The 25,288-nt window shown below is 68.6% G+C and carries 28 protein-coding genes; 13 read left to right on the top strand and 15 right to left on the bottom strand.

Going from position 1 to position 25,288, the window contains the following annotated elements; all coding sequences use genetic code 11:
• The first annotated feature begins 77 nt into the window (after positions 1 to 77).
• On the top strand, positions 78 to 773 hold the full coding sequence (locus KIT89_RS12765) for a hypothetical protein (protein ID WP_297602203.1): 696 nt from the start codon (positions 78 to 80) through the stop codon (positions 771 to 773).
• 12 nt (positions 774 to 785) lie between these two features.
• Here the strand turns inward: KIT89_RS12765 and KIT89_RS12760 are convergent, their stop codons facing one another.
• Entirely contained in the window at positions 786 to 1,448 is a 663-nt protein-coding gene (locus KIT89_RS12760; RefSeq protein ID WP_297602201.1) for a GNAT family protein, read from the bottom strand.
• Between the two features lie 16 nt (positions 1,449 to 1,464).
• Positions 1,465 to 2,355, bottom strand: a complete 891-nt coding sequence (gene galU / locus KIT89_RS12755) for a UTP--glucose-1-phosphate uridylyltransferase GalU (protein WP_297602199.1) — start codon at positions 2,353 to 2,355, stop codon at positions 1,465 to 1,467.
• A 36-nt stretch (positions 2,356 to 2,391) separates the two neighbouring features.
• On the opposite strand from galU, the gene KIT89_RS12750 reads away from it, so the two are divergent.
• The 3 genes from KIT89_RS12750 to mscL are packed head-to-tail and all read left to right on the top strand — an operon-like array spanning position 2,392 to position 3,814.
• Complete coding sequence (locus tag KIT89_RS12750) at positions 2,392 to 2,988, top strand: 5-formyltetrahydrofolate cyclo-ligase (RefSeq protein WP_297602197.1); 597 nt, start codon at positions 2,392 to 2,394, stop codon at positions 2,986 to 2,988.
• Positions 2,989 to 3,047: 59 nt separating this feature from the next.
• A complete protein-coding gene (locus tag KIT89_RS12745) occupies positions 3,048 to 3,362 on the top strand; it encodes an FmdB family zinc ribbon protein (RefSeq protein ID WP_297602196.1) in 315 nt (104 codons plus the stop codon).
• A gap of 23 nt (positions 3,363 to 3,385) precedes the next feature.
• Entirely contained in the window at positions 3,386 to 3,814 is a 429-nt protein-coding gene (gene mscL, locus KIT89_RS12740) for a large conductance mechanosensitive channel protein MscL (RefSeq protein ID WP_297602194.1), read from the top strand.
• On the opposite strand, the gene KIT89_RS12735 is transcribed toward mscL, so the two are convergent.
• Genes KIT89_RS12735 through KIT89_RS12725 form a run of 3 tightly spaced genes read right to left on the bottom strand, consistent with a single transcriptional unit; the run spans position 3,811 to position 8,135 of the window.
• On the bottom strand, positions 3,811 to 4,224 hold the full coding sequence (locus KIT89_RS12735) for an ACT domain-containing protein (RefSeq protein WP_297602192.1): 414 nt from the start codon (positions 4,222 to 4,224) through the stop codon (positions 3,811 to 3,813). The two genes, mscL and KIT89_RS12735, sit on opposite strands and share 4 nt — an antisense overlap.
• Positions 4,224 to 4,394, bottom strand: coding sequence for a hypothetical protein (locus KIT89_RS12730; RefSeq protein ID WP_297602190.1), 171 nt, complete (start codon positions 4,392 to 4,394; stop codon positions 4,224 to 4,226). The genes KIT89_RS12735 and KIT89_RS12730 overlap by 1 nt, the downstream gene beginning before the upstream one ends.
• A 21-nt stretch (positions 4,395 to 4,415) precedes the next feature.
• Entirely contained in the window at positions 4,416 to 8,135 is a 3,720-nt protein-coding gene (locus tag KIT89_RS12725; protein ID WP_297602189.1) for an AAA family ATPase, read from the bottom strand.
• An 82-nt stretch (positions 8,136 to 8,217) separates the two neighbouring features.
• Here KIT89_RS12725 and KIT89_RS12720 point away from each other — a divergent pair, with 82 nt between their 5' ends.
• Positions 8,218 to 9,468 carry a hypothetical protein gene (locus tag KIT89_RS12720; protein ID WP_297602187.1) on the top strand — a complete coding sequence of 417 codons (1,251 nt, stop codon included), beginning with the start codon at positions 8,218 to 8,220 and terminating at the stop codon, positions 9,466 to 9,468.
• Here the strand turns inward: KIT89_RS12720 and KIT89_RS12715 are convergent.
• The 3 genes from KIT89_RS12715 to KIT89_RS12705 all read right to left on the bottom strand — a co-directional run bounded on the left by KIT89_RS12715 (position 9,462) and on the right by KIT89_RS12705 (position 12,551).
• A complete protein-coding gene (locus KIT89_RS12715; protein ID WP_297602185.1) occupies positions 9,462 to 10,112 on the bottom strand; it encodes a response regulator transcription factor in 651 nt (216 codons plus the stop codon). The genes KIT89_RS12720 and KIT89_RS12715 overlap by 7 nt on opposite strands.
• Before the next feature lie 10 nt (positions 10,113 to 10,122).
• Positions 10,123 to 11,505 (bottom strand): sensor histidine kinase, encoded by a 1,383-nt coding sequence (locus KIT89_RS12710; RefSeq protein ID WP_297602183.1) that lies wholly within the window; start codon positions 11,503 to 11,505, stop codon positions 10,123 to 10,125.
• Positions 11,506 to 11,708: 203 nt separating this feature from the next.
• Positions 11,709 to 12,551, bottom strand: coding sequence for a putative RNA methyltransferase (locus tag KIT89_RS12705; protein ID WP_297602181.1), 843 nt, complete (start codon positions 12,549 to 12,551; stop codon positions 11,709 to 11,711).
• Positions 12,552 to 12,644: 93 nt separating this feature from the next.
• Between KIT89_RS12705 and KIT89_RS12700 the strand changes: the two genes are divergently transcribed.
• Positions 12,645 to 13,499, top strand: coding sequence for a DMT family transporter (locus KIT89_RS12700; protein ID WP_297602179.1), 855 nt, complete (start codon positions 12,645 to 12,647; stop codon positions 13,497 to 13,499).
• Positions 13,500 to 13,523: 24 nt separating this feature from the next.
• On the opposite strand, the gene KIT89_RS12695 is transcribed toward KIT89_RS12700, so the two are convergent.
• Both KIT89_RS12695 and KIT89_RS12690 read right to left on the bottom strand, forming a co-directional pair.
• Positions 13,524 to 13,997 carry an SRPBCC family protein gene (locus KIT89_RS12695; protein WP_297602176.1) on the bottom strand — a complete coding sequence of 158 codons (474 nt, stop codon included), beginning with the start codon at positions 13,995 to 13,997 and terminating at the stop codon, positions 13,524 to 13,526.
• 92 nt (positions 13,998 to 14,089) lie between these two features.
• Positions 14,090 to 15,166, bottom strand: coding sequence for a Glu/Leu/Phe/Val dehydrogenase dimerization domain-containing protein (locus KIT89_RS12690; RefSeq protein ID WP_297602174.1), 1,077 nt, complete (start codon positions 15,164 to 15,166; stop codon positions 14,090 to 14,092).
• A gap of 96 nt (positions 15,167 to 15,262) precedes the next feature.
• On the opposite strand from KIT89_RS12690, the gene KIT89_RS12685 reads away from it, so the two are divergent.
• Complete coding sequence (locus KIT89_RS12685) at positions 15,263 to 15,586, top strand: ribonuclease E inhibitor RraB (protein ID WP_297603968.1); 324 nt, start codon at positions 15,263 to 15,265, stop codon at positions 15,584 to 15,586.
• 367 nt (positions 15,587 to 15,953) lie between these two features.
• The gene (locus tag KIT89_RS12680) at positions 15,954 to 16,427 is read left to right on the top strand and encodes a hypothetical protein (protein ID WP_297602172.1); all 474 of its coding nucleotides are present in this window, start codon (positions 15,954 to 15,956) and stop codon (positions 16,425 to 16,427) included.
• Between the two features lie 13 nt (positions 16,428 to 16,440).
• On the opposite strand, the gene KIT89_RS12675 is transcribed toward KIT89_RS12680, so the two are convergent.
• Genes KIT89_RS12675 through KIT89_RS12660 form a run of 4 tightly spaced genes read right to left on the bottom strand, consistent with a single transcriptional unit; the run spans position 16,441 to position 21,133 of the window.
• A complete protein-coding gene (locus KIT89_RS12675) occupies positions 16,441 to 17,487 on the bottom strand; it encodes a hydrolase (RefSeq protein WP_297602170.1) in 1,047 nt (348 codons plus the stop codon).
• A complete protein-coding gene (locus KIT89_RS12670) occupies positions 17,484 to 18,353 on the bottom strand; it encodes a tryptophan 2,3-dioxygenase family protein (protein ID WP_297602168.1) in 870 nt (289 codons plus the stop codon). The genes KIT89_RS12675 and KIT89_RS12670 overlap by 4 nt, the downstream gene beginning before the upstream one ends.
• Positions 18,354 to 18,362: 9 nt before the next feature.
• Positions 18,363 to 20,102, bottom strand: a complete 1,740-nt coding sequence (locus tag KIT89_RS12665; RefSeq protein WP_297602166.1) for an amidase — start codon at positions 20,100 to 20,102, stop codon at positions 18,363 to 18,365.
• The gene (locus tag KIT89_RS12660) at positions 20,099 to 21,133 is read right to left on the bottom strand and encodes an agmatine/peptidylarginine deiminase (protein ID WP_297602165.1); all 1,035 of its coding nucleotides are present in this window, start codon (positions 21,131 to 21,133) and stop codon (positions 20,099 to 20,101) included. The genes KIT89_RS12665 and KIT89_RS12660 overlap by 4 nt, the downstream gene beginning before the upstream one ends.
• 125 nt (positions 21,134 to 21,258) lie before the next feature.
• On the opposite strand from KIT89_RS12660, the gene KIT89_RS12655 reads away from it, so the two are divergent.
• Together KIT89_RS12655 and KIT89_RS12650 are read left to right on the top strand one after the other, a co-directional pair.
• Positions 21,259 to 21,582 carry an ATP-dependent DNA ligase gene (locus tag KIT89_RS12655; RefSeq protein ID WP_297602164.1) on the top strand — a complete coding sequence of 108 codons (324 nt, stop codon included), beginning with the start codon at positions 21,259 to 21,261 and terminating at the stop codon, positions 21,580 to 21,582.
• Complete coding sequence (locus KIT89_RS12650; RefSeq protein ID WP_297602163.1) at positions 21,579 to 21,806, top strand: hypothetical protein; 228 nt, start codon at positions 21,579 to 21,581, stop codon at positions 21,804 to 21,806. Before KIT89_RS12655 ends, KIT89_RS12650 begins: the two co-directional genes overlap by 4 nt.
• Positions 21,807 to 21,855: 49 nt before the next feature.
• On the opposite strand, the gene KIT89_RS12645 is transcribed toward KIT89_RS12650, so the two are convergent.
• Positions 21,856 to 22,131 (bottom strand): GlsB/YeaQ/YmgE family stress response membrane protein, encoded by a 276-nt coding sequence (locus KIT89_RS12645; protein ID WP_297602162.1) that lies wholly within the window; start codon positions 22,129 to 22,131, stop codon positions 21,856 to 21,858.
• A gap of 274 nt (positions 22,132 to 22,405) precedes the next feature.
• Between KIT89_RS12645 and KIT89_RS12640 the strand changes: the two genes are divergently transcribed.
• The 3 genes from KIT89_RS12640 to KIT89_RS12630 are packed head-to-tail and all read left to right on the top strand — an operon-like array spanning position 22,406 to position 25,274.
• Complete coding sequence (locus KIT89_RS12640; protein WP_297602161.1) at positions 22,406 to 23,308, top strand: efflux RND transporter periplasmic adaptor subunit; 903 nt, start codon at positions 22,406 to 22,408, stop codon at positions 23,306 to 23,308.
• Between the two features lie 14 nt (positions 23,309 to 23,322).
• Positions 23,323 to 24,042: an ABC transporter ATP-binding protein gene (locus tag KIT89_RS12635; RefSeq protein ID WP_297602160.1), complete on the top strand. Its 720-nt coding sequence runs from the start codon at positions 23,323 to 23,325 to the stop codon at positions 24,040 to 24,042.
• Positions 24,039 to 25,274, top strand: a complete 1,236-nt coding sequence (locus KIT89_RS12630; RefSeq protein WP_297602159.1) for an ABC transporter permease — start codon at positions 24,039 to 24,041, stop codon at positions 25,272 to 25,274. Before KIT89_RS12635 ends, KIT89_RS12630 begins: the two co-directional genes overlap by 4 nt.
• Positions 25,275 to 25,288 lie beyond the last annotated feature (14 nt).

Below are 25,288 nucleotides of genomic sequence, written 5' to 3'. Positions count from 1 at the left end.
TCGACAGCCGGTCTTCGCCGGAGGCCAGCGGAGTGTCTGCAGACGCGAGGCCACCACCCCCTTCATCGAGGAGCATCTTGTCGTCGACCCCTGCCCCCGCACCGTCTGAGCCCCGCCGCATCTCGAGCCTCTTCGGCAACGTCGAGCTGATTATCGTCATCATGCTCGGCATTGTGTCGGTGTTCACCGCCTACGCGTCATTCCAAGCCGCGCTGTACGGCTCGAAGATGGACTCGTACTACGCTCAGTCGACCCGGCTGACCGCCGAAGCCGAGTCTGCGTACCTTGAAGGCAACCAGCAGTTCGTGCAGGATTCTTCGACGCTCGCCCGTTTGCTCGAACTCGAGGTCGAGATGGGCGCCTCAGACCCACTCATCGCGCAGCTCGCGACGGAGAAGCACGAACTGTTGAGCTTCGTCGCCGTCTCTGACGAACTTGCCGCTGCCATCGCGTGGGCCGATGTCGAGAACGAAGCTGACCCCAACTTCTACACGCCGCCGCAGAACCACGAGCCCTACCTCGAGAGCCTCTTCGGCGCGTGGAGCGACCTCAACGACGACGCGGCCGAGGCCACCGCTGCCGGCGACGACGCGAACACGAACGGTGATCGACTCACTCTCAACACCGTGCTCTTCGCTGTCGCCCTGTTCTTGCTCGGTGTCGCCGCTGTGCTCAAGAGCCGGCGCTCGCAGTTCGTGCTGATCGGCGTGAGTTCGGCGATCTTCGCGGTCGGCCTCGTGCTGACGCTCACGATTCCGTTCGTGTCGCTGTAGCGAGACGGTCGCCTACCGCGCGGGCGGCAAGGGGATGCCCTGCCGGGCGGCAATGCGGTCGACCTCGGGCACCTCGGCCGCGAGCGGGTTCACACGGCCCGACTTCCAGCGGCTCAGCACGCCCTGGGGCACCTCTTCGACCGTCAGGGCGAAGCAGAAGTGGTCGCGCCAATCGTTGTTGATGTGGATGAAGCGGCGACGGAGGCCCTCATACCTGAAGCCGAGCTTTTCGACGACGCGCAACGACGGCGCGTTCTCGGGGCGGATGCAGATCTCCATGCGGTGCAGCCCCGTCGTGAAGAACACGTAGTCGGTCGCGAGCGCGACAGCGGTGGGCGTCAAGCCACGCCCTGCGAAGCCTGCGCCCACCCAGTAGCCGATCGAGGCCGAGGCGAGCGAGCCGTATGACATACCGCTGACGTTGAGTTGCCCCGCCAGTCGACCCTCGGTCTCGATGATGAACGGCAAACCGGTGCCCGCGCGTGCGCCGGCCAGTAGCGAGCGGATGCTGCCGCGGGTATCCCAATTCATCGGAGCCGAGGGGCTCGTGGCCTCCCACGGCCGCAGCCAGGCACGGCTCTCGAGCAGCTCGCGTTCGAGAGCACGAGCGTCGCGCACCCGAATCGGGCGCAGCACGGTGGCCTCGTCGCGCAAGGTAGGGATGGTGGGTGCCACTGCAGAGTCCTGCTGCTTAATCCATGCGTGCGGTGAACTCGCGCAGCCACGGCCGCAGCTCGGGGCCGAGGTCGTCGCGCTCGACCGCCAGCTGCACGATCGCCTTGATGTAGTCGAGACGGTCACCCGTGTCATACCGCCTGCCGCGGAACACCACGCCGTGCACTCCGCCAGCCTCATCGTCGCCGGCGAGCTCGAGCAGAGCATCGGTCAATTGAATCTCGCCGCCCTTGCCGGGCTCGGTGTGCTCGAGAATGTCGAAGATCTCGGGCTTCAAGACATAGCGGCCGATGATGGCGAGGTTCGAGGGGGCCGTGCCGGGGGCAGGCTTCTCGACCAGGTCGATGACGCGCACCACATCGGGGTCGTCGGTCTGCTCGATCGTCGCCACGCCATACAGGTGCGCCTGCGCCGGGTCGACCTCGAGCAGGGCGATGACGCTCGTGTTCTTCGACTCGTGCACCTCGATCATGCGATCGAGCAGCGGGTCGCGCGGGTCGATGATGTCGTCACCGAGCAGCACCGCGAACGCCTCGCGCCCGACGTGCATGTGGGCGCGCAGCACGGCGTGGCCGAGACCGAGGGGGTCGCCCTGCCGCACGTAGTGCATGTCAGCCAGGTCGGTCGAGTATTCGACCTTCGCGAGCTTGTCGGTGTCACCCTTCTTCTCGAGGGTCGCCTCGAGCTCGCCGACCCGGTCGAAGTGGTTCTCGAGCGCCGTCTTGTTGCGCCCCGTGATCATGAGCACGTCGGTGAGCCCAGACGCCACGGCCTCTTCGACCACGTACTGGATGGCGGGCTTGTCGACGACGGGCAGCATCTCTTTCGGCATCGCCTTGGTGGCGGGAAGGAACCTGGTTCCGAGCCCGGCCGCGGGAATGACTGCCTTGCTGATTCTGCGCTTCATGGGCTCAGCGTATCGGGGCGGGCCTAGCATGGCTGTATGCCTTCTGAGCCCGATGGCGACGCGATCACGGCCAAGCGCGCCCTGCGAGCCGAGTTGCGTGAGCGCAGGCGCATCCGGTCGCAGCTCGAGCGCGACAGCGCCACCGAGTCGCTCACGCAGCAGCTCATCTCGCTCACGACGGCTCTCGCGCCCGAGGCGATCGCGTGCTACCTCGCCACGCCCGACGAGCCCGAGACGAGGCCGTTCTTGCGCTGGGCGACCGAGCAGAACATCCGGGTGCTGCTGCCGGTATCGCGCGATGACGGGCTGCTCGACTGGGCGACCTTCGACGCCGCAGACGAGTCGAGCGACCTCATCGGCATGCCGGTTCCGACCACCGAAGTGCTCGGCCCGATCGCCATCAACGACGTCGGGCTCATCTTCGTGCCCGCCGCCGCCGTCGACCGGGGCGGCATGCGCATGGGGTGGGGCCGCGGCTACTTCGACAAGACCCTCGGTTCGATGGATCGACGCCCGCCCGTCTTCGCCGTCGTCTTCGACGGAGAGGTCGTCGACGAACTGCCCCGAGAACGACACGATCAGGCGGTCGACGGCGCGGTCACCCCCAGCGCGATCGTGCGCTTCTCGGCGTAGTCGCGGCCGGTCAGGGGGATGCCCTTCCGCATCGTATTCTGGAGGGTGGAGGTCACCCCATGCCCACGTATTCGTACCGCTGCACCGAGTGCTCGGTGGCGTTCGACATTCAGCAGGCCTTCACCGACGACTCGTTGACCGAATGCCCCTCGTGCGAGGGCAGGCTGCGCAAGGTCTTCTCTGCCATCGGCGTCACGTTCAACGGCTCGGGCTTCTACCGCACCGACAGCCGGGCGGGGTCTGACAAGAAGTCGTCGGGCGAGAAGACCTCGAGCGAGTCGAGCTCGAAGAGCTCGGGCGAGAAGGCCGCGAGCTCAGCATCCGGTGCATCATCGACGACCACGTCGTCGCCCGCGCCGGCCGCCGCGACGTAGCCCTCACGACGTAGCATCGTCGCATGCTCAAGGGATTCAAAGAGTTCATCGTTCGCGGCAACGTCATCGACCTCGCGGTCGCCGTCGTCATCGGCGCAGCCTTCACCGCGGTCGTCACCTCGATCGTCAACGCCGTCATCAACCCGCTCATCGGGGCGCTGTTCAACGCCGAGACCCTCGCCGAAGCGCTGCCGGTGGCGATTCCGACGGTGTCGGGGGGTGAGTCGGTGATGTACTTCGGTGCGGTGATCGGCGCGGTGCTCAACTTTCTCATCGTCGCCGCCGTCGTGTACTTCGCACTCGTCGTGCCCATCAACCATCTCAAGCGGCACGCCGAGCAGCGCCGCCGCGCCGGAGAGCCCGTCGTCGACGAGGCCGCGGCGCCGACCGAGCTCGAGCTGCTCGCCGAGATACGCGACCTGCTCGCGAAGCGCGACGGCGCGACGCCCTAGGCAGACTCGGCGAGCACGACCAGCGCCGCCACCGCGTCGTCGACGCGCGCCGCCGGCACGAGCAGGTGATCGTGGAAGGCTCCCGCGATCACGTTGCAACTGATGCCGCGCTCGGTGAGTGCCGCACTCACCGTCGCCGTCAAACCCACCGCGTCGAGCGACGAATGCACCCGCAGGGTGATCCACCGATAGGCGTGCGACGTCGGGGCTCCGATGCGCTCGGCCTCGGCCCGGTCGACGACCACCGACAGCCCCTCAGGTTCGCGCACGGTGGCAGCCGCGGCGACGTCACCCGCCGAGTCGACGGTGGTGAAGAACCAGTCGCCCGAGAGCACCTCGGGGTGCATCGACCTCAGCAGCACCCCGAGATCGGTCTCTCCCGGCGCTGCGGGCAGGTCGCTCGACACCATCAGTAGTGCGGGGGCTTCTCGGCGCGCAGGCGCTCATCGTTGTCGTCGACCTGGTGCCGCGGCGGCTCGGCACTCGGCGCCGGGTCAGACCCTGGGGGTGGCGCTGTCGTCACCCGGCGCGCAGTGCGACGGTGGCCGCTCGGGGCGCGCCCCGCATCCGTCTCGCTCATGCCACCAGGCTACGCGCCCCCTCAGCGCGAGATCGCGAGCTCTTCGGTGGCTGCGCCCGACGGCGAGCCACCCGCGAGCGCGAGAATGCGATCGGCCACGGCCTCAGGGTCGCTGAAGAGTTCGAAGACGTGCACGCGCGCGTAGTGCCAGCCGAGCCGACGCAACAGGTCGGGGCGCAAGCGCAACGACTCGCGCAGCGACAGCCCGCTGAGGGCGGCATCGGTCTCGACGGCGACGCAGTACCCGCCGCGGCTCGCCACCAGGGGCAGCTTGCCGCGGTGCCCGAGCGCAACCTTCATGCCGCGCGCCTCGAGCCTGCGGGCGAGGTCGATGAGCATCGGGTCGCTGTCGTCTGGCAGCTCGTCTGCGGTGCGGCGCGCCTCGATATCGGTGAGCAGGTCGGCGAGCGCTCGCGCGCCGTGCGAGAGTCGGTCGTCGTCGAGGTCGCCGGCGCGGATGCAGCTGACGATGCGCACGAAGCGGCGCGCTCGCGTCATCGCGACGGCCAGCAAGCGATCGCCCCCGGGCCGCCCCAGCGACCCGAACTCGCTCAGCACTCGCCCGTGCGGCGTGCGACCGAAGCCGATCGAGAAGATCACGCGGTCGCGCGCCTGCGCCACCGACTGCTCGATGGTGAGCACCGCGAACGGCTCGGCGCGGTCGCCCAGCAACACATCGTGCAAGTCGGGCCGGTGGGTGAGCGCTTCGAGCACCGCCGCGTGAACCCGACCAGCGTGCTTCGCGCTCGCGGTGATGACCATAAGCGACTCGTGCGGACGCGCCGTAGCGTGCTCGATGACCAGCTCGACGGTGCGGTGCACTTCGACGTCGACGCTCTCGATCGCTCCCGTGTCGTCGTCGGGCATGCCGTGGCCGCCCTCGAGGTAGTCGACGGCGATCGAGGGATGCCCGAGAAACGATCCGGCCCACGGCAACGACTCAATGCGGCCGGCGTAGAACCTGCGGTTCACGAGCTCGGCGAGGTCTTCGCCGCCCGCGCGGTACGAGCGCGTGAGCGACGCCGCCGGCAGCAGCTCGCTCAACTGGAACAGTGCCGAGCCGGCGTGCCGGGCATCCACATCGCCATCATCGACCACGTCGCCGATCGCGATGCGGAACGGCGCGGGGGCCTGCGTCACCGGGTCGCCCACGGCGACCACCTGACGGCCGCGACGCACGGCGCTCGCCACCTCGGCCACCGTGACCGCCCCGGCGTCGAGCAGCATGACGGTGTCGAACGGAATCTCGTCGCTGACCAGGTGCACGTCGTAGGGCGACGCGAGCCAGATCGGCGCGATCGGTCGGCTGAGGTGCGGGGCCTCGCCGTGCAGCGTCGCCGACGACAGGTGACCAGACCTGAGCGCTGTGCGCAGCGCGTCGGCCTCATCGGGCCAGTCGGTGATGCCGATCGACCAGTTCTCGGCGAGCTGCCACGCGAGCAGTTGCGCGGCTCCGGCGGCATGCGTCTCGTCGACGAGCCTGAAGTCGGCCTCGAGGCGTTCGAGCACATCGCTCTCGACGCCCAGCAGTGCCCGGTCGTGCTGCAGCAGGCTGTCGAGGGCAGACCGCCACCAGGCCAGCTCGAGCTCGGCGGCGACCTGATCGCGCGCGACGTGGCGAGTCGCCAGATCGCTCAGCAGCGGTGCGACATCCCACCGTTCGAGCTGTCGCAGCAGCGTCGTGCGCTCTTGCAGGTTGGCGAGGACATCGCTCTCGGCCGCCAGCGCCTCGAGCAGCCGATGCAGGTCGCCGAGCGGGCGGTGGGCCAGTTGCTGGTCGCGGCTGTGGTGCCCCAGCGGCGCATCGAGGGCGGCGAGGTCGAGCTCGACCTGCTGCAGGGCCACGGCGACATCGGCGATGCCCACCGGCACGGTCGGAGTGATGCCGCTGGGCACGAAGCGCTGCCACAGCACGCGCTGCTGCTGAATGTGGGTGAGCGACTCGTGCAGATCGCTCACGCTGACTCCCGGCCGCAAGTACTCTTTCGCGAGCGCCTTGAGCCGGCGGCGCGTGGCCGCGGGCATGGTCGACGACTCTCGCCGAGGCGCGGTCGCCGCGATGAGCTCGCTCAGCGAACGATCGAACACCGCGGGCTGAAACTTGTCGAGAGTGTGCCGAAGATCGGCGAGCAGCCGAACGTAGATGCCAAGCTCGGCGATCGTCTCGAAGGGGCGCATCGGCGTCGACGCGATGAGCGCCCGACCCCGCTCGATGAGCCGCGGCACGCTCTCGAGGTGCAGCCGTCGAGCCAGTTGCTGAGCCTGCGCGGCCTCGTCACCGGTCTGGAAGGTGGCTCCGTACCACGGCGAATCTGCGGGCCCGTAGCTGAACTGACCCAGTTCGGCGGCGTGCACCATCGTCTCGGCCGCTTCACGCCGGTCAGAGGCGAGCAGCTCGACGGCCGCCCGGCTGAGCCGCGCCCGCGTGGTCGGTGGGGTGGGCAGCAGCGCCAGACGGCTCAACTCGGTGACGCAGTCGATGACGCTGATGCCGAGCTGCGGATCAGGGCGAGACAGTGCTTCGCGATAGTCGAGCAGCACCGCGCGCAGGCGCATGAGGGCTTCGTTGACGTCGGCCACCTGAGGCCGCTGGGTCTTCTCGTTGCGGCTGATGGCCCTGATGACATCGCGGTGCAGACTGCGCAGCGAGACGGCGATGCCCGGCAGCCCGATATCGCTGAAGCGCTGCGAGATGGTGCGCAGGCTCGCCCGCCGCGGGCTCACCACCAAGACGCGCTTGTTGTGGGCGACGAGTGCCCCGAGCGCGTTGACCACAGTCTGCGTCGCGCCCGTGCCGGGCAGCGTCTTCACGACGAGAGAATTGCCGGCCACGATCGACGCGATCACGTGCTCTTGCTCGGCATCGGCGTCGAGCAGCAGCAGATCAGTCTCGGGCGGGCGCTGATCGGCGGGCGCCGCCTCGACCGGCGACACCCCCTCATTCACGGCCCATCGGGCGCTCGTGTTGCCGGCCAGGGCATCGAGCACGGGGTGGGCGAGATCGTGAGCGTCGGCGACGAGCTGCGGGGCCACCTCGGCGAACGTGCTCACGATCAGTCGAGGGCTGATCGTGAAGCCCTCGAGGTGCGCGGTGAGACCCCTCAGCCGATCGAGCGGCGGGTTCGGCTTGAACGAGTCGCCATCATGCGCCAGGGCGACGAACGCCGCCTCATCGAGGTGCACCGAGAACTGCTCGGCGAGCGCCCGCACGAGAGCGGGGTTCACCCGAACAGAGTGCGTCAGCGTCAACTCGACATCGCGGCCCCGACGACGCAGCCGCAGCGGGCGCAGCAGCAGAGGTGCGCAGTGGTCGACCCCGTCGAAGCGCCACGACACCAATCCGATGCCGAGGTGCACGGCGTCGATGCCTCGAGCACTCGCCAACTCGACACCGGCGTCGGCGATGCGCTCGGCGGCGATGCGCGCGTGCTTGAGCGCCACATCGTCACGCACGAGATTGCTCAAGAGTGTGGGGCTTCCGGCGATGAAGCGTGCGAGACCACCGGGGTGGCTCGTGCCCAGCTCGATGCGGCCGCGCGGGTCGTCGGCGAAGTGCAGCAGCGTGCTGGGCCCACCCACCTGCGCGAGCTCGGCGAGCCAGCGATGCCACATCGGGGCCGCGACGTTCATGGGCACCACCCGAGGGTCGTCGAACCGCACCGACGACGGCTGCAGCGGGTTCGCCCCGCTGGCGTCGTCGGCGTCGATCTCATGATCGTCGTATCGGTCGGCACGCCACACGCGGCCACCCTACGGCGAGAGCCCCTAGATTCTCGGCATTTCAGCCGGTCTGCCACCGAACCGGCCCGCCTAGAATTGCGGCGTGGAGATTGTGGGCGGGTTCGTCTCGGCGCTCGTCGCCGGAGGCGTGACCGTGCTCGTCGTCATCGGCGCCGTGTTCGTCGTGGGGTTCGTCATCGTCTCCCGCCGCCGCACCCGCCCGGCACAAGTCTCGGGCGAGGTGCGCCGCCGCGCGGGCTCTGCTCTCGTGCGCGCCGACGACCGCATCGCCGAGGGCGAAGGCGACGTCGAGTTCGCGATCGCGCAGTTCGGCGAGACTGCCGCCGCCGACTACCTCGATGCCGTGCAACAGGCGCGCTCCGACCGTGCCGAGATCTTCCGCTTGCATCGGCTCATCGACGACGAGCCCGGCGCCGGTCTCGCCAATCGCGAGCGCGCGGCCCGCATCGTCATGCTCGCCGACCGCATCGACCGAGAGCTGGGCGAGCACGCAACGGCCTTTCGCGATCGCCGATCACTCGAATCGACCGCGGGCGACAGACTCGACCGGTTGCGTCGCGGCATCGCCGACGCCCGCGAGCGCCTCGTCGCCGTCACGCGGCAACGGGATGCCCTGCTCGAGCACAACTCCCCCGCCACGCTCGGCCCCGCCGCCGACGCCCCCGAGCGAGCTGCCCGCGAACTCGAGCGTGCCGACAGCCTCGCAGCCGACGCCGCCCCCGGGCTCACCGCCCCCGCCCCCCGGGTGATGACGACCATCGCCGACGCCGAGCGCCTGCTGTTCTCGGCCGAGCAGACTCTGGGCCTGGTGGGTGCGACGGCCGCGCGGCTCGACGACGCGGTCGCAGCGCTCACGAGGTTGCGTGACGACTCTCGCACCGTGCGGTCAGAGGCGCTCGAGGCTGCCGCCGCCGCGCCCGACGGCGACTCGGGCGCGGCCATCACCGCGGCGGTGGCCCAGCTCGACCGCACGATGAGCGGCCCCGCGCAGGGCAGCGCACCCACCGACCCCTTCGAGCAGCTCGACGACCTGCGCAGAGCGCTCGACGCCGTCGAGGTGGCGCTCGCCTCGTCGCGCACGCAGGCGCAACGCCTCGCGCACGCGCGCGAGGCGTTTCAGGCCGCACGAGTGCAGACTGAAGCCCAGGTGGCTGCGGCCCGCGCCGCACTGACGTCGGGCGGCTCTGCCGGGGCGCGCGCGCGGCTCAACGAGGCAGAAATCGAATTGCGGGCATCCCTCGCCCTCATCGACACCGAACCGGTCGACGCTCTCGACGCGGTGCGCCGCGCGCTCACCCACGCGCGCGATGCCGAGGTTCTCGCCCGCTACTGAGCCTGCAGCCACGCCAAGACGGCGAGCACACGGCGGTGGTCGCCCTCAGCCGCGTCGAGACCGAGCTTGGCGAAGATGGCCGAGATGTGCTTTTCGACGGCTCCGACGCCGATGAACAGGGCTGCGGCGATCGCGGCATTCGTGCGCCCCTGGGCCATGAGTTCGAGCACCTCGCGCTCTCGCGGCGTCAGCGACTGCAGGGGGTCGACTCGGCGGGCCATGAGCTGCGTGATCACCTCCGGGTCGAGCACGGTTCCGCCCGCGGCGACACGGTCGAGAGCATCGCGCACCTCGTCGAGCGAGATGACGCGGTCTTTCAGCAGATAGCCGACGCCGCCCGTGCCCGAGGCCAGCAGCTCTTGCGCATAGGCCACCTCGACATACTGCGACAGCAGCAGAATCGCGACCCCGGGGTGCTGCCGCCGCAACTCGATCGCGGCGCGCACCCCCTCGTCGCGAAACGTGGGGGGCATGCGCACGTCGAGCACGACGGCATCGGCCGCGAGGCCGGGCAGCGCGGCGAGCAGCGAGTCTGCGTCGCCGAACGACCCGACCACCTGCACCCCCGCGTCGCCGAGCACGCGCACGAGCCCTTCGCGCAGCAGCACCGAATCATCGGCGACCGCAACGCGAAGGGCTGGCATGGCGTTCAGCCTAGGCAGTCGGCGCACTGTCGGCGGCGACGGATGCTGCGCCCACGCCCGCGAGCGGCAACGTGACGCGAACCTCGGTCGGGCCGCCATCGGGGCTCGACACCGCGAAAGTGCCGCCCATGCCTGCCGCGCGGTCGCGCAGCCCGACAAGGCCGTGCCCGGTCTTCTCGACCGCTCCGCCCACGCCGTCGTCGGTCACCGTGATGACGAGCTCGCCGTCGACCGCCGAGACGCTGAGCGTGATGCGGTTCGCCGTCGAGTGCTTCGCGGCGTTCGCGATGAGCTCACTCGCCACGAAGTAGGCGTTGCGCGCCACCTCGTCTGGCAGGTTCGCCGTCGCTCCGAGCTCGGTCGCGAGCGTCACCGGAATGCTCGACCGGGTAGCCAGCGACTCCAGGGCCGCGAAGAGGCCACGATCGAGCAGCAGGGGCGGAGCAAAGCCACGCGACAGGTTGCGCAACTCGTCGAGGGCGTCTTGGGCCTGACGCCGGGCATCCTGAATCAAAGCCGTCGCCTCGGCGGGGTCGGCGCTTCCGTCGGCGAGACGGCGTTCGGCGGCGGCGAGATCCATCTGCAGGCGGATGAGGCGCTGCTGCGGGCCGTCGTGAATGTCACGCTCGATGCGGCTCAGGGCCGAACCCTCGGCGGCCACGGCGGCCTGCCGTGAGGTGAACAGATTCGACACCTGCTGCTCGAGCTGCTCGTTCGTGAAGCGACCCAAGAACGGCCGGGCGATCGCCGCGTGCAGCCAGGTGAGGCCGCGCAGCACGTAGGGCAGGGTGACGACGGCGATCACGCCGAGAATGATGGCCGCGACAGCGATCGCAGGCGCCACGCTCTGCAGCCAGCCGTTCGCGATCACCCAGTCGGCGGTGCGGGGGTTGAACTCCCAGTCGCGGGTTCCGAGCACGGCGAGGCGAATCGGCATCGCAATCGCGACCGTGATGAGGGTCAACCAGATTGTCAGCACGACGAAGCTGACGGTCGCGATGATCGGCGCGATGATCGCACCGTGCAGCAGAGCAAGCCAGTAACGCCCGTTGGCGAGGGGGCGCAACCAGCGCTTCCACCACACCATGCTCGGGTCGCTCGGCCACACCGGCTGCGCGATGGGTGTCTCACCCGAGAGGCGCAGGCGCGCGATCTCGAACTGTCCGGTGTATCGGGCCAGCAGCAGGGTGAGCGCGAGCACGTAGATGCCGACGAGCACGATCAGCAAGCTGACGGCGCCAGAGACGAGCGAACTGAGAACGGTCGCGACGACGATCGCGATGATGAACGTCGGCACAAGGTAGCCGAGCGCGCGGGGCACGCGGCGCCAGACGGCGCCGTAGCTCCAACTGTCGGCGGCGGGGGCCGCAGTGGCGGCGGGGGCGGTGGTCATGAGTTTCTCCTGAGGTCAGACTGCCACGACGCAGGGTGCGCGCGACCCCTCAAGCCTCGCGAAGCGGCGCTACCGCGGCCATCCAGCCCACCCACGAGCTCTCCGGGGGCTAACCCCCGCCCTTCTGTGCCAGATCTGGCGCACATGGGCGCTATGACACGGCAAACCCACGATTCGAGGCGAATCTGGGCCAGCAAGAGCGACTAAGGGACCTGCAAGGCCACGACGGTCACAGCGAGCGTCACACTGATCGGCGCCTTCCACCCCTCGAGCACGGCTGCGACCTTCGCGCGATCCTGATGAAAAGCGTTGGGCCCCATGAACACGGCGTCGAGCGCCTGCTCGACCGTGAGTTCGACGCGACGTCGCACCTCGACCGAACTCACCAGAGTCGCCTCAGGGATGCTCGCCGCCACCTCGTCTGCCTTGCCAGCCGGCACCTTCATGAGCTTGAGCCCGTGCCCGAGCTCGCGCAGGTGGTCTGCATGCGGCACGGCGAACACGGCGGTGCCGCCCGGCGCGAGAATGCGGCGCACTTCGGCCGCGCTGCCCGGCGCGAACACGCGCAGGGCGACCTCGACGCTGGCGTCGCGCACGGGAATACCGCTCCACACGTCGGCACTCACGGCCGCCAGTCGCTCGTGCGCGCGGGCGGCAATGCGCACAGCGGCCGCGGAAGCATCGAGTACGAGGGCGTGCAGCTCGGGGCGAGCATCCAGAATCTGGGCGGCATACCACCCGGTGCCGCCACCCAGGTCGGCGAGCCAACCGCGCGCGTCGGCCGGCACGGCGGCGAGCACGGCAGCCGCGATCTCGTCGTGGAAGCCGTCTGACTGGAAGCGGTCGCGCGCCTCGAGCATCTCAGGGGTGTCACCGCTGGCCGGAGCCCCCTTGCCCTTGTGCGCAGCGCGCAGACTCAGATAGCCCTGGCGGGCGCGATCGAAGTGGTGGCGCTGGGTGCACGTGGCACCGTCGTCGGCCAGAGTCAGCGGGTCGCCGCAGCTCGGGCACTGCAGAATGGCGAAGGCCGCGTCGAGTGTGGTCACTCGCGCAACCGTACAGGGCGCGCTCGGTAAGCTGAGTGAGGCGACTCCCGAGTTGGTTCGGCGGCCACTCTCACTCTGCTCGAAGGTCTGCACATGGCTGTCGTCTTCACCCTCATCAACGCACTGTTCGTCTCGATGAGCAACGTGATCGGGGGCGTCGCCTCGCGTCGACTGCCAGTGGCCATCGTCGTCTCGGTCGCGGGGCTGTCGTCGATCGTGCTCGCTGTGGTCTATGCCGCGTTCATGCCGGGCACACCGAGCTCTGTCGGGTTTGCGATCGGACTCGTCGCCGGTGTTTTCGGCGGCGCGGGCCTCCCGATCGCCTACCGCGCCTTCGCCATCGGGCCCGCGGGGATCGCGGGCGCCATCATCGCGGTCGTCACGACGGCGATGATCACTCTCGCAGGGCTTGTGGCGGGCGACCCCATGACGCCGCTGCGCGCGATCGGTCTCGCGCTGTGCATCGTCGCGATCTTGCTCGTCACGTACCGACGCCCCGTCGACGGGCACCGAGTCAGCGCGCGCGGCCCCGTGCTGGCGATGATCGCTGCGCTGCTCTTCTCGGGTTTCGTCATCACCATCAACGCCGCGCCGGAGCCAGATGGCATGTGGCCGCTCGTCGGCGCGCGCATCGGCGTCACCGTCGTGGCCGTGCTCTTTCTCGGCTGGACGCTCTACCGGCGCGGGCGCGCGATCACAGCCTCGCTGCGCGCTCGACGGTCACTCGTACTGATCCCCATCGCCGCCGGAGCCCTCGACATCACGGGCAACCTGTTCCTCGTTCTCGCGCTACAGGCGGGCGACCTCGTGCTGCTCGCGATATTGGCGCCCGCCGCCCCGATCTTCACGGCGATCATCGGCCGCGTGTTCTTGCGCGAGCTCATGACCCGTTGGCAGATTGTCGGCCTCGTCGTCGCTTCGGGCGCGCTCGTGCTCGCGTCGCTCTGAGCGGCGCGAGCACGAGCGGCCGCGTCAGCGGCCGGTGGCGTCTGGCTCGCGGTCGACTTCTCCGCGCCAGGCTCCGGTCTCGAAGCCGTTCTGCTCGATGAGTTCTTTGAATCGGTGCAGGTCGCGGTCGATCTGAATGTCGTCGACCTGCAGCAGGGCGCCCACCGTTTCGACGACTCCTTGCGGCTCCCACGTCAATTGCAGGGCGATGCGGGTGCGATCTGCGTCGAGGCGGTGAAAGGTGACAACGCCGCTGTGCTCTTCACCGGCGGTCGACTTCCAGGCGACGCGCTCGTCGGGCGACTGCTCGACGATCTCGGCCTCGAACTCGCGCGACACCCCCGCGATCGAGACCTTCCACGCCGTGAGGGTGTCGGTGACTTGGATCACCGAGTCGACGCCCCCCATGAACTGCGGAAAGCTCTCGAACTGCGTCCACTGGTTGTAGACGGTCGAGATGGGCATGTCGATGTCGATCTGTGACGTGACGGTAGCCATGTCGAACTCCCTTTCGTTCGCTGGTCGTGCGTGCCCACGCTAGGTCGAGGGCTCGCGCGACGTCAGGGGGTTGACTTCTCAGGTGCGCGCGCTCAGCGCGCGGCCGCCACGCGCTCGAGCGCGATGGCGTCGGCGGCGTCGAGGGGCGTGATGCCCCGAGCGTCGGCGCTGGCGAGCACGTCGGCGAGGGTGTCGCCGATGCTGCGCAGCCGGGCTTCGACGTCTGCCGCGCTCTCGCCCCGTTCGGTGAGCGCGAGGTGGATGACTCCGCCCGCGTTGACGACGTAGTCGGGGGCGTACAGGATGCCCCGCGCGGCGAGGGCGTCGGCTCCCGTTCGCTCGGCCAGGGGATTGTTCGCCGGGCCGCACACGGCACGCACCGGCAGCTGCTCGATCACGGGTGCGGTGAGTATGCCGCCGAGGCCGGCGGGAACGAACACGTCGGCTTCGGTCGTGACGGCGGAGTCTGGGCTGATCCAGGTGGCGCCGAGCTCGTCGGCGATGGCGAGCGCGGTGGGGTTGATGTCGGTGACGAACAGAGTGGCGCCCGCGCCTGCGAGCAGCCGGGCGAGTCGCGCGCCCACCTGCCCGAGCCCTGAGACGACGAAGGTGCGGCCCTCGATCGACGCCGAGCCGAACACCGCGTGCAGCACGCGCTCGATCGAGACGAACACGCCGAGCGCGGTGCCGGCGGCGGGCTCGCCCGACCCGCCATCGTCGGCGGGCAGCCCGACGACATGCTGGGTGCGCTCTCGAACGATGGCCATGTCGCGCTCGGTGACTCCGACGTCTTCGGTCGTGATGTAGGCGCCGCCGAACGACTCGACGAGGTCGCCGAGGTCGAGCAGGGCGTCGCGTCGGCGCGCGGCATCGAGTTCATCGCCCGCCGCGAGCGCGATGACGGCTTTGCCGCCGCCCGCTCCGACGTCGGCGAGCGCGTTCTTCATGGTCATCGCACGGGAGAGTCGCATCGCGTCGGCGACACCGTCGAGCCAGTGGTCATAGGTCCAGAGCCGGCAGCCGCCGAGGGCCGGGCCGAGGGCGCTGGAGTGCAGGGCGGCGGTGATGCGCAAGCCCGATCGCGAGCCGGTGACGGTGGTGACCCGTTCGTGATCGAAGTCGGGCAGCAGAGTGGGCGCGGTGGTGTTCGACGCAATGGTGTTCAACATTGAAGCCTCCAAGTGCACACCGCTTGTGGCGGTGTATGTGGTCCGCGGGATGTGCGGTTATCTCCATACTGGTCTACCATCGCGCGAGTGGCTGATATGCAGACGCACTTGACGTGCAACGTCGAGCAGTACTCGCAACGCATCAAGATGCGTGACAACGTCGACGCACCCCGCGAGGTCGAGCACTTCGCGAATTTCTCCGCCATCAAGGATGCTCGCGCCGCGGCAGCCGCCCTCGAGCAGCTCGGCTACAGCGTGACGGTCGCGCGGCGAATGGTGTTTCGCGCGACGCTGCGGGCCACGCAGCAGGCGACGGTCGATGTCGAGACGGCCGACCGCATGGTCGAAGAGGTCTTCGGCGTCGTCGCTGGGCACCACGGCGACTACGACGGCTGGGGCGCTCCCCTCGTGCAGGGCTAGGCCGGCCCGCGCCGCCCAGCCGCCCGCCTCCCCCGGCTTGACCCCGTCTGCCCCGGCTTGCCCCCGCCTGAACGCCCCTCTTCGCCTGCTCTTCGCTGTCTGTCTGTGCACGGCACACGACTTGCCTTCGCGCTCCTTCCACAACAGCGGAAGGGGTGAATCGTTCTCGCCCCGTCCGCTGTTGCGGAAGCATGCGGGCACCGGCACCGGCACCGGTATCACCACCAGCACCAGCACCAGCACCAGCACCAGCACCAGCACCAGCACCAGCACCAGCACCAGCACCGGCCACGGCCCCGTTCTAGGGCAGACACGCTTCGTGCAGCGTCAGTCGAACCGGAATCTGACGAGTTTTGTAGAGTGTGGGATGACCGCGAAGGCAGGGGCTGACTCCGTGCGACACCGAACGATGGCGACGACGATCGGCGCATGGGCAGCGTCGCTAGCGCTGACCTCGACGATGGCTCTGACCCTCGGAGCGTGCACGACCATCATCGAGAGCGACCGCGCGACCGCGGTGTGGGAGCTCGCACCGCAGCAGCAACTCGACGCGACGTCGACCGAGATCGCCGTGCTCGTGACGCGCCTCGGGTGCAACAGCGGCGTGACCGGAACCGTCAACGAGCCGACGGTCGAGCTCACCGAGACCGAAGCCGTCATCACCTTCACCGTGAGCCCTGGCCCGCCCGAAGCGGCGGAGTGCCAGGGCAACGACCAGGTGCGATACGTGCTGACCCTGCCTCGTGCGCTTGACGACCTCACGCTGATCGATGGCGCGTGCGCATCGACCGAAGCCCGCACCACCGTCTACTGCGAGACCGACATCCGGCACCCCCTGTAGCCGACTGCGGCAATCACGAGCCGGGGGTGCGCCGGCTCCGCTCAGAGAGCGACTCGAGATCGCCGACGCCCACCGACACAGCGCTGGCGAGGTCGAGCACCGAAGCAGGGCGCTCGAGCATCCAGGTCACGCGTTTCTTCCAGCGGCCCCGACCGAAGCCGCCGACGAGAGCGCGCAGCACAGCGGTCTCATCGAGCCCCGCCTCGGCGAGCGCCGCGAGCTCGGCCTGGTTGACGCCGAGCGGCTGCTCGCCGTTGCCGAGGTCGCTGCCGTAGAGCACCTCACCGCCCGCAGCCCGGAAGGCGCGCACATTCTCGAGCGCTGCCGCGCGATCGGCGTGGATGGCGAGCGTCGACACCCACCGCTGACCCTGCGCGACAGCCTGCGTGATGAGCTCGTGCGGCAGCACCTCGCTGAACGGCGCATGAGCGAGCACGTCGACGCCGGCCGCGATGGCCCTCGCCGCCTGCCCTGCGCCCTCGACGTGCGCCACCACGGGCAGCCCCACCGCGCGGATGTCGGCGACGACCTCGGCGAGAAGCGCATCGCTCCAGACCGGCCCGGCCTCTGCGTTGAGGGCGATCTTGATGCGCGATGCGCCCAGTGCAACCTGCTCGAACACGGCCGACTCGGCATCATCGGCCGAGGCGATCTCGCGCCACGAACCCGTGGGCGCCCACGCCCGGTCGCTCGGGTACCCGCCGGGCGCCGTCAGAAACGCGCCAGCATGCACGACCTCGACGCCGAAGGCATCGACGACTGGCAACTCCGACAGTTCGCGAGGCTCACCGCCGAGATCGATCACCCTCGACAGACCCCCCTGCGCGAGCGACGTGCGGGCATCGTTCGGCAAGAGCTGCAGGTGCACATGGTGGTCGCACCACCCGGGCAGCAGCACTCCGGGCAATGGCTCGGCGGCTGGCACCGACGAGTCCACCGGGCCGACATAGTGCAGCGTCGAGCCGCCACGACGCACGAGGCTCGGGCCCATCCACGTGCCGCGCCAGACGTCGTCGACGGCGAAGACGGCCGGCGGAGCATCCATCACCTTCGGTGTCACTGCTGACCGATCTCGGTGCGCACCGCGTACAGCTCAGGAAAAAAGGTGAGGTCGAGCGCTCGTTGCAAGAAGTCGACGCCCGCCGAGCCTCCCGTGCCGCGCTTGAACCCGATGGTGCGGCGCACCGTGCGCAAGTGGCGAAAGCGCCAGAGCTGAAAGTTGTCTTCGAGGTCGACCAGCTCTTCGCAGGCCTCGTAGACGCGCCAGTTCGCCTCGTCGGGGCCGTGCGCCCCCTCGTAGATCGACACGAACACAGGCACGAGCTCGGGCGTGAAGACGTGCGCCTTCGTCACGTCGCGCTCGAGCACGCTCGCGGGGATCGGGATGCCCTGCCGCGCCAGGTGCCGCAAGAACTCGTCGTACAGGCTCGGCTCGTGCAGTAGCCCGTCGAGCACAGCGTGTGCCGCCGGGTCGCTCTCGAAGACACTGAGCATGCCGGCGTTCTTGTTGCCCAGAATGAACTCGATAGCGCGGTACTGGTGCGACTGAAAGCCCGACGAGTTGGCGAGAAAACCGCGGAACTCGGCGTATTCGGTGGGTGTGAGTGTCGCGAGCACGCTCCACTGCTGAATGAGCGCCTCTTGAATGTGCTTGATGCGCGCGATGCGCTTCAGCGCACCGCCGAGGTCGTCATCAATGAGGCACTGACGGGCCGCGCGAGCCTCGTGCAGCAGCAGCTTCATCCAGAGTTCGCTCGTCTGATGCTGGATGATGAACAGCATCTCGTCGTGGTGCTCGGGCTCGCTGATGGGGCGCTGCAGTTGCAGCAGCTCGTCGAGTGCCAGGTATGAGCCGTAGCTCATGCGCGTCGAGAAATCGGTGACGATTCCCTCGTCGATCTCGCGGGTGTTCTCGTTGTCGGTCACCTCGTGACCTTAGCCCTCGACCGGCAGTTCGGGCGTGAGCGCCGGGGCCACCCGCGTGCTACCGAGCGCCGAGCCCGCACGCCGCGCAGACGCCTCGAAGGCCGCGCCGAAGGCGAGCAGTCGGGCGTCGTCCCAGCCGCGACCCGCAAACGTGAGGCCGATCGGCATGCCGATGTCATCGAGCAAGCCCATCGGCACTTGCACCGTGGGAATGCCGAGGTGCCGCCACACGAGGTTGCCGTTCGCCACCCACGTGCCGTTGCGCCAGGCGAGTTCTGCGCTCGCGGGGTTCACGTCGGCGTCGGCGGGGCCGATGTCGGCGACCGCCGGAAACACGATCGCGTCAAGGCCTTCGCGCTCAAGCCACTCGTCGAAGAGTTCTCGACGGGCACGGTCGAGGCCGAGCACCCCCTCGGGCAGATCGTCGATCTCGTCGAGCTCGGGCACACCGTGTGCGCGAGCGCGGTGCACATACTCTTCGAGCGGCACATCTTCGGGCGCGAACCGGCTGAGGTGGTCGTCGTAGCGACCCGGCAGTGACCCGGGCGGCGTCGGAAAGATCAGGTCAGGCTGAACATCGGCGAGCTCATGCAGTGCGGGGTCGGCGTTGGAGCGCAAGAACTCGCTCCACCCCCACATGCTCAGCTCGTAGAGCTCACGCTCGGCATAGCCGGGGGGCACGAAGCCGCGGGCGACGAGAGACCGGTCATCCATTCGCCCCCGCGATTCGTAGTCGCGCACGACCGGTAGGTCGACCTCGACTACTGACGCGCCCGCCGCCTCGAGATCAGCGCGCGCCTTCTGCCACTGCGCAATCACCGACGGCCGAGTCTCGATCGGGTCGTCGTTCGCGGTGTCGCCGATATAGAGGCGCGGCACCCCGAGGCGCGCACCGCGCAGTGCGGCCGGGTCGGCGAGGGCGGGGTATGACTCGGGGCGCAGTTGCGATGCGGGCGGGATGCTCACCCACGGCTGCACGCGCCAGAAGTCTCCGCGCGCCGTGGCATCGCCGGCCACCACTGCGTCGAGCACCAGCAGCAGCTCGGCCATCGTGCGCGTGTACGGAACAACGACGTCCATCGTCGGCACAAGTGGCCAGTTGCCGCGCACCGAGATGACTCCCCAGCTCGGGGTGTAGCAGCACAGGCCGTTGTTGCTCGCCGGGCCTCGGCCACTCGACCACGTCTCTTCGGCGAGCGCGAACGCCGCGAAGCTCGCGGCAAGCCCCGAACCCGAACCGTTCGACGAACCCGAGCCGAAGGGTGCCGTCAGGTAGGCAGGGTTGTAGGGGCTCTCGGCGCGGCCGTAGAGCCCGCGCTGCATGCCGCCGTTGGCCATGGGCGGCATGTTCGTGAGCCCGAGGCAGATCGCGCCGGCGGCGCGCAAACGCTCGACGGTGAAGGCGTCGTGCTGCGCGATGAGGTCGGCGAAGGCGGGCGACCCGCTTGCCACGGTGAGGCCGCGCACCATGTAGCTGTCTTTCGCGATGTAGGGAATGCCGTCGAGCGGGCCGAGAGAAGCGCCGGATGCTCGCCGTGCGTCGCTCGCCCGCGCCTCGTCGAGCGCGGCGGGGTTGTCGACGATCACGGCGTTGAGGGCGGGGCGGGCGCCATCGGCCGACGGCTCGCGGTCGTAGGCCGCGATGCGGTCGAGGTAGCCCTGCACGAGGTCGACAGCTGTCACCTTTCCGGCGGCGAGCGCCGTCGCCAACTGCGGGATGCTCGTCTCGACGAGCGCGATGCGACTCATGCGGCGCTGCCGACGCGCGGCTGCTGCTGCGTGATGCAGTGGATGCCGCCGCCCCGCGCGAGAATCTCGCGGGCGTCGACCGTGACCACCTCGCGCCCGGGGTACGCCGCGCCCAGCAGTTCGCGGGCACGAGCATCCGCCACCTCATCGTCGTAGCCGCACGCGATGACGCCACCGTTCACGGTGAGGTGATTGACGTAGTTCCAGTCGACGAATCCTTCGTCGTCGGTGAGCTGACTCGGGGCCGGCAGGTCGACGAGTTGCAGGCTTCGGCCCGCGGCATCCGTCGACTGCTCGAGCACCGCACGCACTTCGCGCATGACCGCATGGTCGGGGTGCGAGGCGTCTGGCTGCTCGTGCACGAGCACGACTCCCGGCGAGGCGAAGGTGGCGATCATATCGACGTGCCCGCGCGTGCCGAGCGGCTCGTAGTCGCGCGTGAGCCCGCGCGGCAGCCAGATGGTTCGCGAGGTGCCCAGGGTGCGAGCGAGTTCGGCCTCGACCCGCTCTTTCGTGGCGTAGCGGTTGCGACCCGGGTCGAGTTGCACCGTCTCGGTGACCATGACGGTGCCTTCGCCGTCGACGTGAATCGCTCCGCCCTCGTTCACCAGCAAGCTTGGCACCCGAGTCACCCCCGCCTGGTCGAGCACGAACTCGGCGATGAGAGCGTCGCGCGCGAACTCTCCGCCCTGGTCACCCCAGGCGTTGAACACCCAGTCGATGCCACCGAGCTCGCCCGTCTCGTCGTCGATGACGAACGTGGGGCCGATGTCGCGCATCCAGAAGTCGTCGAGCGGTGCCTCGACGATCTCGATCTCGGCACTCAGCAACTGCCGTGCTCGGGCGAGCTCGCTCGGGTCGACGACCATCGTCACGGGCTCGAACGGCAGAATCGCATGAGCAACGTTCGTCCAAGCCGCGTAGGTCGCCTCGCGAGCGGCCGAACTGTCGCCCATGACTTCGCCCTCTCGAGGGAAGGCCATCCAGATGCGATCGTGCGGGGCGGTCTCTGCGGGCATGCGCCAGGTCATGCCGCGAGCCTATCGACGGTGCCTCGGTGCGCGACAGGTCAGAACGCACTCTGGCGATGCTGACGACTGACCGACGCGGTGAGATAATGGCTTTGCCTGACCGTCCACGCGCATCGAGGGGAACGATGGGAACGCTCACCTACGACTCGACTCTGTCGGCCGACTTCGACGACCGCACGCTCGCTCATCTGCAGATGGTGATGGGCGCCAAGTTGCGACGCAACGAAGCCTTCTACTTCAGCTGGAAAGACGATGCGTCGATCGGCAACGGCCGCAGCGTCATCTGGGTGCACCCGACGATTCCGATCTCGTTCAAGTATTTCGGCAGCCGAGCACCCTCGCTGAATCGCGCGTGGATCGACGAGCTCATGCTGCTGGCGAACACTCCCGCCGGGCTGTACATCGTGCCCGAGCCGACCGCCGATACGGCAGAAGGTGAGGTCGCGTGATGCGCACGACCATCCACTACGACGGCGAAGAGTACATCGTGCCCCGCCACGCGAGCGACCTGAAGGTCGAGATCGAGGCCATCTTGTCGACCGGCACCGCCGGTTGGCTGCGGGTGAACCACGGTCGGGGTCAGCTGCAGGTCGCCGACCTTCTCATCCACACCGGCGTCGCGATCGGGCTCGTCGATACGAGCGACCCCGAGCACATCGCGGGCGAAGAATAGCGAAGGGGCCGACGCTGTTTCCAGCATCGGCCCCTCTCTCGCTCAGTGATCAGCGAGTGGTTCCGGCGCGCGATCCGCGCGTGACGAGGCCGTAGATCAGCAGCACGAGAATCGAGCCGCCGATCGCGAGCAGCCAGGTGCTCAGGTCGAAGAACCCGTCGATGCCCACGCCGAAGATCTGGCTTCCGATGAAGCCGCCGAGCAGAGCGCCGACGACGCCGAGCACGAGAGTGATGAGCCAGCCGCCACCCTGGCGCCCCGGCAGAATCGCCTTCGCGATCGCTCCGGCAACCAATCCGAGAATGATCCATCCGATGATGCCCATGTCGACCTCCCAGTCGAGTTGATGTTGCAGGCCTCGAACGTCAAGGCCCGGCCAACCCAAGCACATGCCGTCAGTGCGAGCACACCCCTTGTCGCAGCACGGCAGATCATGCTAAAGACGCATCTCGCGCCGTGAAACGGTACTTGAGGATGAGTCTGATCGCGCAAGACTGCTGTTAGCGTCTTCCCGGGCGCTGCGGGGTGCGAGCGCTGACTTCTCGAGCCACCGCTCTTCATCGACAGGAACCACCATGCAGATTTGGCGTCGATGGGTCATGCCCATCCTCTTCGTCATCATCGGAGTCGCCATTGCGGCGTCCCTGACCAAACTCGCCTTCTTTCCCGACGCTCAGATCAGCGCCGAGCAACCGTTCGCTGAGATCGCTGATCCGGTCACGTCGGTTGAGCGCGGCTCGATCGTCAATGAGTTGTCCTTGAGCGGCACGATCGCGCGCGATGCTGCATACCCGGTGCGCTCAGAAGTCAACGGAACCATCACGCACGTGCACGTCAGTCAGGGGCAGGCCGTGTACGCGGGGCAAGTGCTCGTCACCGTCAAACAAGACTTTCCGTCGCGCGTGTTTGAAATCGCAGCACCCGAGGCTGGCGACCTTGCCGAGTTTTCGCTCGTGAAGGGGCAGACGGTGTCGACGGGCGGCGAGATCGCGTCGCTCGAACCGGCGCGCTATCACGTGCTCAGCACCGTCGAGCCCGTGCAGCTGTATCGACTGCTCGATGCCCCCTCGAACGCCAGCGTGACGATCACAGGCGGCCCCGCGCCCTTCGACTGCACGGGGCTCCGCACCCAGGTGTCTGAGGGCGGCACGACGAGTGTGCGATGCTCTGTGCCGACCGATCAGGTGGTGTTTCCCGGGCTGCCAGCGATGCTCACGATCGCGGTCGGCAGTGTCGATGACGCGCTGCTCATCCCCACCACCGCAGTGAAAGGCGGCGCAGGCAGCGGCATCGTCTGGGTCGACAAGGGCGACGGCTCTGAGCCCGAGACGCGCGAGGTCGTGCTGGGGGTGAGCGACGGCTCAATGGTGGAGGTCATCGACGGGCTCTCAGAAGGCGAACTCATTCGGCAGTTCGTTCCCGGTGCTGCAGCACCGGTCGAAGAGTTCTGCTACGAGATCGCCCCCGGCCAGGAGTTCTGCGAGACGGGCATCAGCTGGTGACCAGTCTGGTCTCATTGAGAAGCGTCTCGAAGAGCGTGCTGCTGCCCGATGACTCGCGATTGGACATTCTGCGCGGCGTCGACCTCGACGTCGATGCCGGCGACCACGTGTCGATCGTCGGCCGCAGCGGCTCGGGCAAGACCACACTCTTGAACATTCTCGGTCTGCTCGATGCTCCCAGTGCTGGCGAGGTGTTCGTCGGCGATCAGTCGACGGCCTCGCTCAGTGCGGGTGCGCTCGATCGCCTGCGCGGCCGGCAGGTCGGCTTCGTGTTCCAGCAGTTCAATCTGCTCGCGGGGCGCACTGCGCTCGAGAACGTCGTCATGCCGCTCAGCTACGCCACGGGTGCGATGTTCTGGCGCCGGCGAGAGCTCGCGACGGCGATGCTCGAGCGGGTGGGCCTCGAGCACCGTCTGGCGTCGACCCCCGATCAGCTCTCTGGTGGCGAGCAGCAGCGCGTGGCGATCGCCCGCGCCCTCGTGCGCAGCCCTCGACTGATTCTGGCCGACGAGCCCACCGGTGCGCTCGACCTCGACACGGGGGCGAGCATCATGGCCCTGCTCGACGAGGTCGCCGCCGACTCTGGCGCCGCACTCGTCACCATCACCCACGACCTGCACGTGGCCGCCCGAGCACGGCGGCACTATCGCCTCGACGCAGGGGTGCTGCAGTCGGCCGACCTCGACCGAGCGTTCGCCGCGAGCACGCTCTCCGGTGGGGAGGGTCTGGCATGACCGCGCGCGTCAGCATGGTGCCTCTCGTCGGTGCGCTCACCGACGCCTGGGCAGAGTTGCGCGCCCACCGACTGCGGGTGCTCTTGAGCCTGCTCGGCATCGGCATTGCCGTGGCGGCCCTCACCGCCGTCGTCGCGTTCGGCGAGTACCAGAAGCAACTCATGGCCGAGCAGTCTGATCGCTACGGAGGTCGCATCGCCACGATCGCGATGAACGTCTCGAGCACTGACGGCTCGCCCGTCGACTGGGCCGCGATTGACGCCCACGTGGCGCAGGTGAGCGAGCGCTACTCGTTCAGCCACACGGCTCGAGTGGTCGACGGCTCGATCACCGTGCCCGTGCAACTGATCGACGGCGTGACGCCCATCGCCGCACGACTCATCGACCCTGACTACCCGGTGATCCACCGGCTCACGGTGTCTGAGGGCAGATGGCTGCAGGCTTCAGACGCAGAGCTGCTCGCGCCGCCCGTCGTCATCAGCACCCCGTTGTGGGAGTCGCTCGGCAGCCCGCCCCTCTCGACGCATCCGACGCTCACTATGACGGGCGATCTCGCGGGCACCTACCCGATCGTGGGCGTGACACCGCGCGAGGGCTTCTGGGATACGAACAACAAGATCGACATGCTCTACGACTCGTACGTCGCCAGAGCAGGCTCGCTTCCGGCTGACACCTACGTCAATCGTGAGTTCTGGGTGCCACCCGCGATGGTCGATGAACTCGGCCCCGTGCTGGCGATGGACTTGCGCGCAGGCCTCGACGAAGGGCTGGTGCTTTCGCTCAATCGCAGCGACTGGGGTTCTCAGAGCGGCTACACCGACTCGATTCTCGTGTTCCAGCTCGTAAGCGGCGCGATCGCCGGCATCGTGCTGCTGCTCGGCGCGCTCAGTCTCGTCAACGTGCAGCTGGTCGCCATGCGCCAGCGCATTCGAGAGATCGGTGTGCGCCGCAGCTTCGGTGCCACGTCGGGTCGAGTGTTCGCGGCCGTGCTGCTCGAGAATCTCGTCGCGACCACCGTGGCGGGCATCGTGGGCATCGTGCTCGTCGTGGTCGTGATGCGCAGCGAATGGGTGACCTCGGCGATGTTCTCTGGCCTGCAAGACGTGCCGCCGTTTCCGTTCGGCGCGGCGCTGGCCGGGCTCATCTCGGCCGTCGTGGTCGGTGCAGCGGCCGGCATCATTCCCGCGCTCGTCGCACTGCGGGTCAAGGTCATCGACGCGATCAGGTTCTAGCTGGCGATGCGCCC

Source organism: Microcella sp. (genome assembly GCF_025808395.1).
Taxonomy (GTDB): Bacteria; Actinomycetota; Actinomycetes; order Actinomycetales; family Microbacteriaceae; genus Microcella.
Note: the sequence above shows the minus strand (reverse complement) of the source record. Positions and strands in the feature narration are given on the sequence as shown.

Excerpts from the sequence above, each read along its gene's own strand:
- KIT89_RS12640 (WP_297602161.1), top strand. The coding sequence starts at position 22,406 with ATGCCCATCCTCTTCGTCATCATCGGAGTCGCCATTGCGGCGTCCCTG.
- KIT89_RS12710 (WP_297602183.1), bottom strand. The coding sequence starts at position 11,505 with ATGACCACCGCCCCCGCCGCCACTGCGGCCCCCGCCGCCGACAGTTGG.
- KIT89_RS12685 (WP_297603968.1), top strand. The coding sequence starts at position 15,263 with ATGCAGACGCACTTGACGTGCAACGTCGAGCAGTACTCGCAACGCATC.
- KIT89_RS12745 (WP_297602196.1), top strand. The coding sequence starts at position 3,048 with ATGCCCACGTATTCGTACCGCTGCACCGAGTGCTCGGTGGCGTTCGAC.
- KIT89_RS12690 (WP_297602174.1), bottom strand. The coding sequence starts at position 15,166 with ATGTTGAACACCATTGCGTCGAACACCACCGCGCCCACTCTGCTGCCC.
- KIT89_RS12730 (WP_297602190.1), bottom strand. The coding sequence starts at position 4,394 with ATGAGCGAGACGGATGCGGGGCGCGCCCCGAGCGGCCACCGTCGCACT.
- KIT89_RS12700 (WP_297602179.1), top strand. The coding sequence starts at position 12,645 with ATGGCTGTCGTCTTCACCCTCATCAACGCACTGTTCGTCTCGATGAGC.
- KIT89_RS12665 (WP_297602166.1), bottom strand. The coding sequence starts at position 20,102 with ATGAGTCGCATCGCGCTCGTCGAGACGAGCATCCCGCAGTTGGCGACG.
- KIT89_RS12680 (WP_297602172.1), top strand. The coding sequence starts at position 15,954 with ATGACCGCGAAGGCAGGGGCTGACTCCGTGCGACACCGAACGATGGCG.
- galU (WP_297602199.1), bottom strand. The coding sequence starts at position 2,355 with ATGAAGCGCAGAATCAGCAAGGCAGTCATTCCCGCGGCCGGGCTCGGA.
- KIT89_RS12715 (WP_297602185.1), bottom strand. The coding sequence starts at position 10,112 with ATGCCAGCCCTTCGCGTTGCGGTCGCCGATGATTCGGTGCTGCTGCGC.
- KIT89_RS12750 (WP_297602197.1), top strand. The coding sequence starts at position 2,392 with ATGCCTTCTGAGCCCGATGGCGACGCGATCACGGCCAAGCGCGCCCTG.
- KIT89_RS12645 (WP_297602162.1), bottom strand. The coding sequence starts at position 22,131 with ATGGGCATCATCGGATGGATCATTCTCGGATTGGTTGCCGGAGCGATC.
- mscL (WP_297602194.1), top strand. The coding sequence starts at position 3,386 with ATGCTCAAGGGATTCAAAGAGTTCATCGTTCGCGGCAACGTCATCGAC.
- KIT89_RS12630 (WP_297602159.1), top strand. The coding sequence starts at position 24,039 with ATGACCGCGCGCGTCAGCATGGTGCCTCTCGTCGGTGCGCTCACCGAC.
- KIT89_RS12735 (WP_297602192.1), bottom strand. The coding sequence starts at position 4,224 with ATGGTGTCGAGCGACCTGCCCGCAGCGCCGGGAGAGACCGATCTCGGG.
- KIT89_RS12655 (WP_297602164.1), top strand. The coding sequence starts at position 21,259 with ATGGGAACGCTCACCTACGACTCGACTCTGTCGGCCGACTTCGACGAC.
- KIT89_RS12660 (WP_297602165.1), bottom strand. The coding sequence starts at position 21,133 with ATGACCTGGCGCATGCCCGCAGAGACCGCCCCGCACGATCGCATCTGG.
- KIT89_RS12695 (WP_297602176.1), bottom strand. The coding sequence starts at position 13,997 with ATGGCTACCGTCACGTCACAGATCGACATCGACATGCCCATCTCGACC.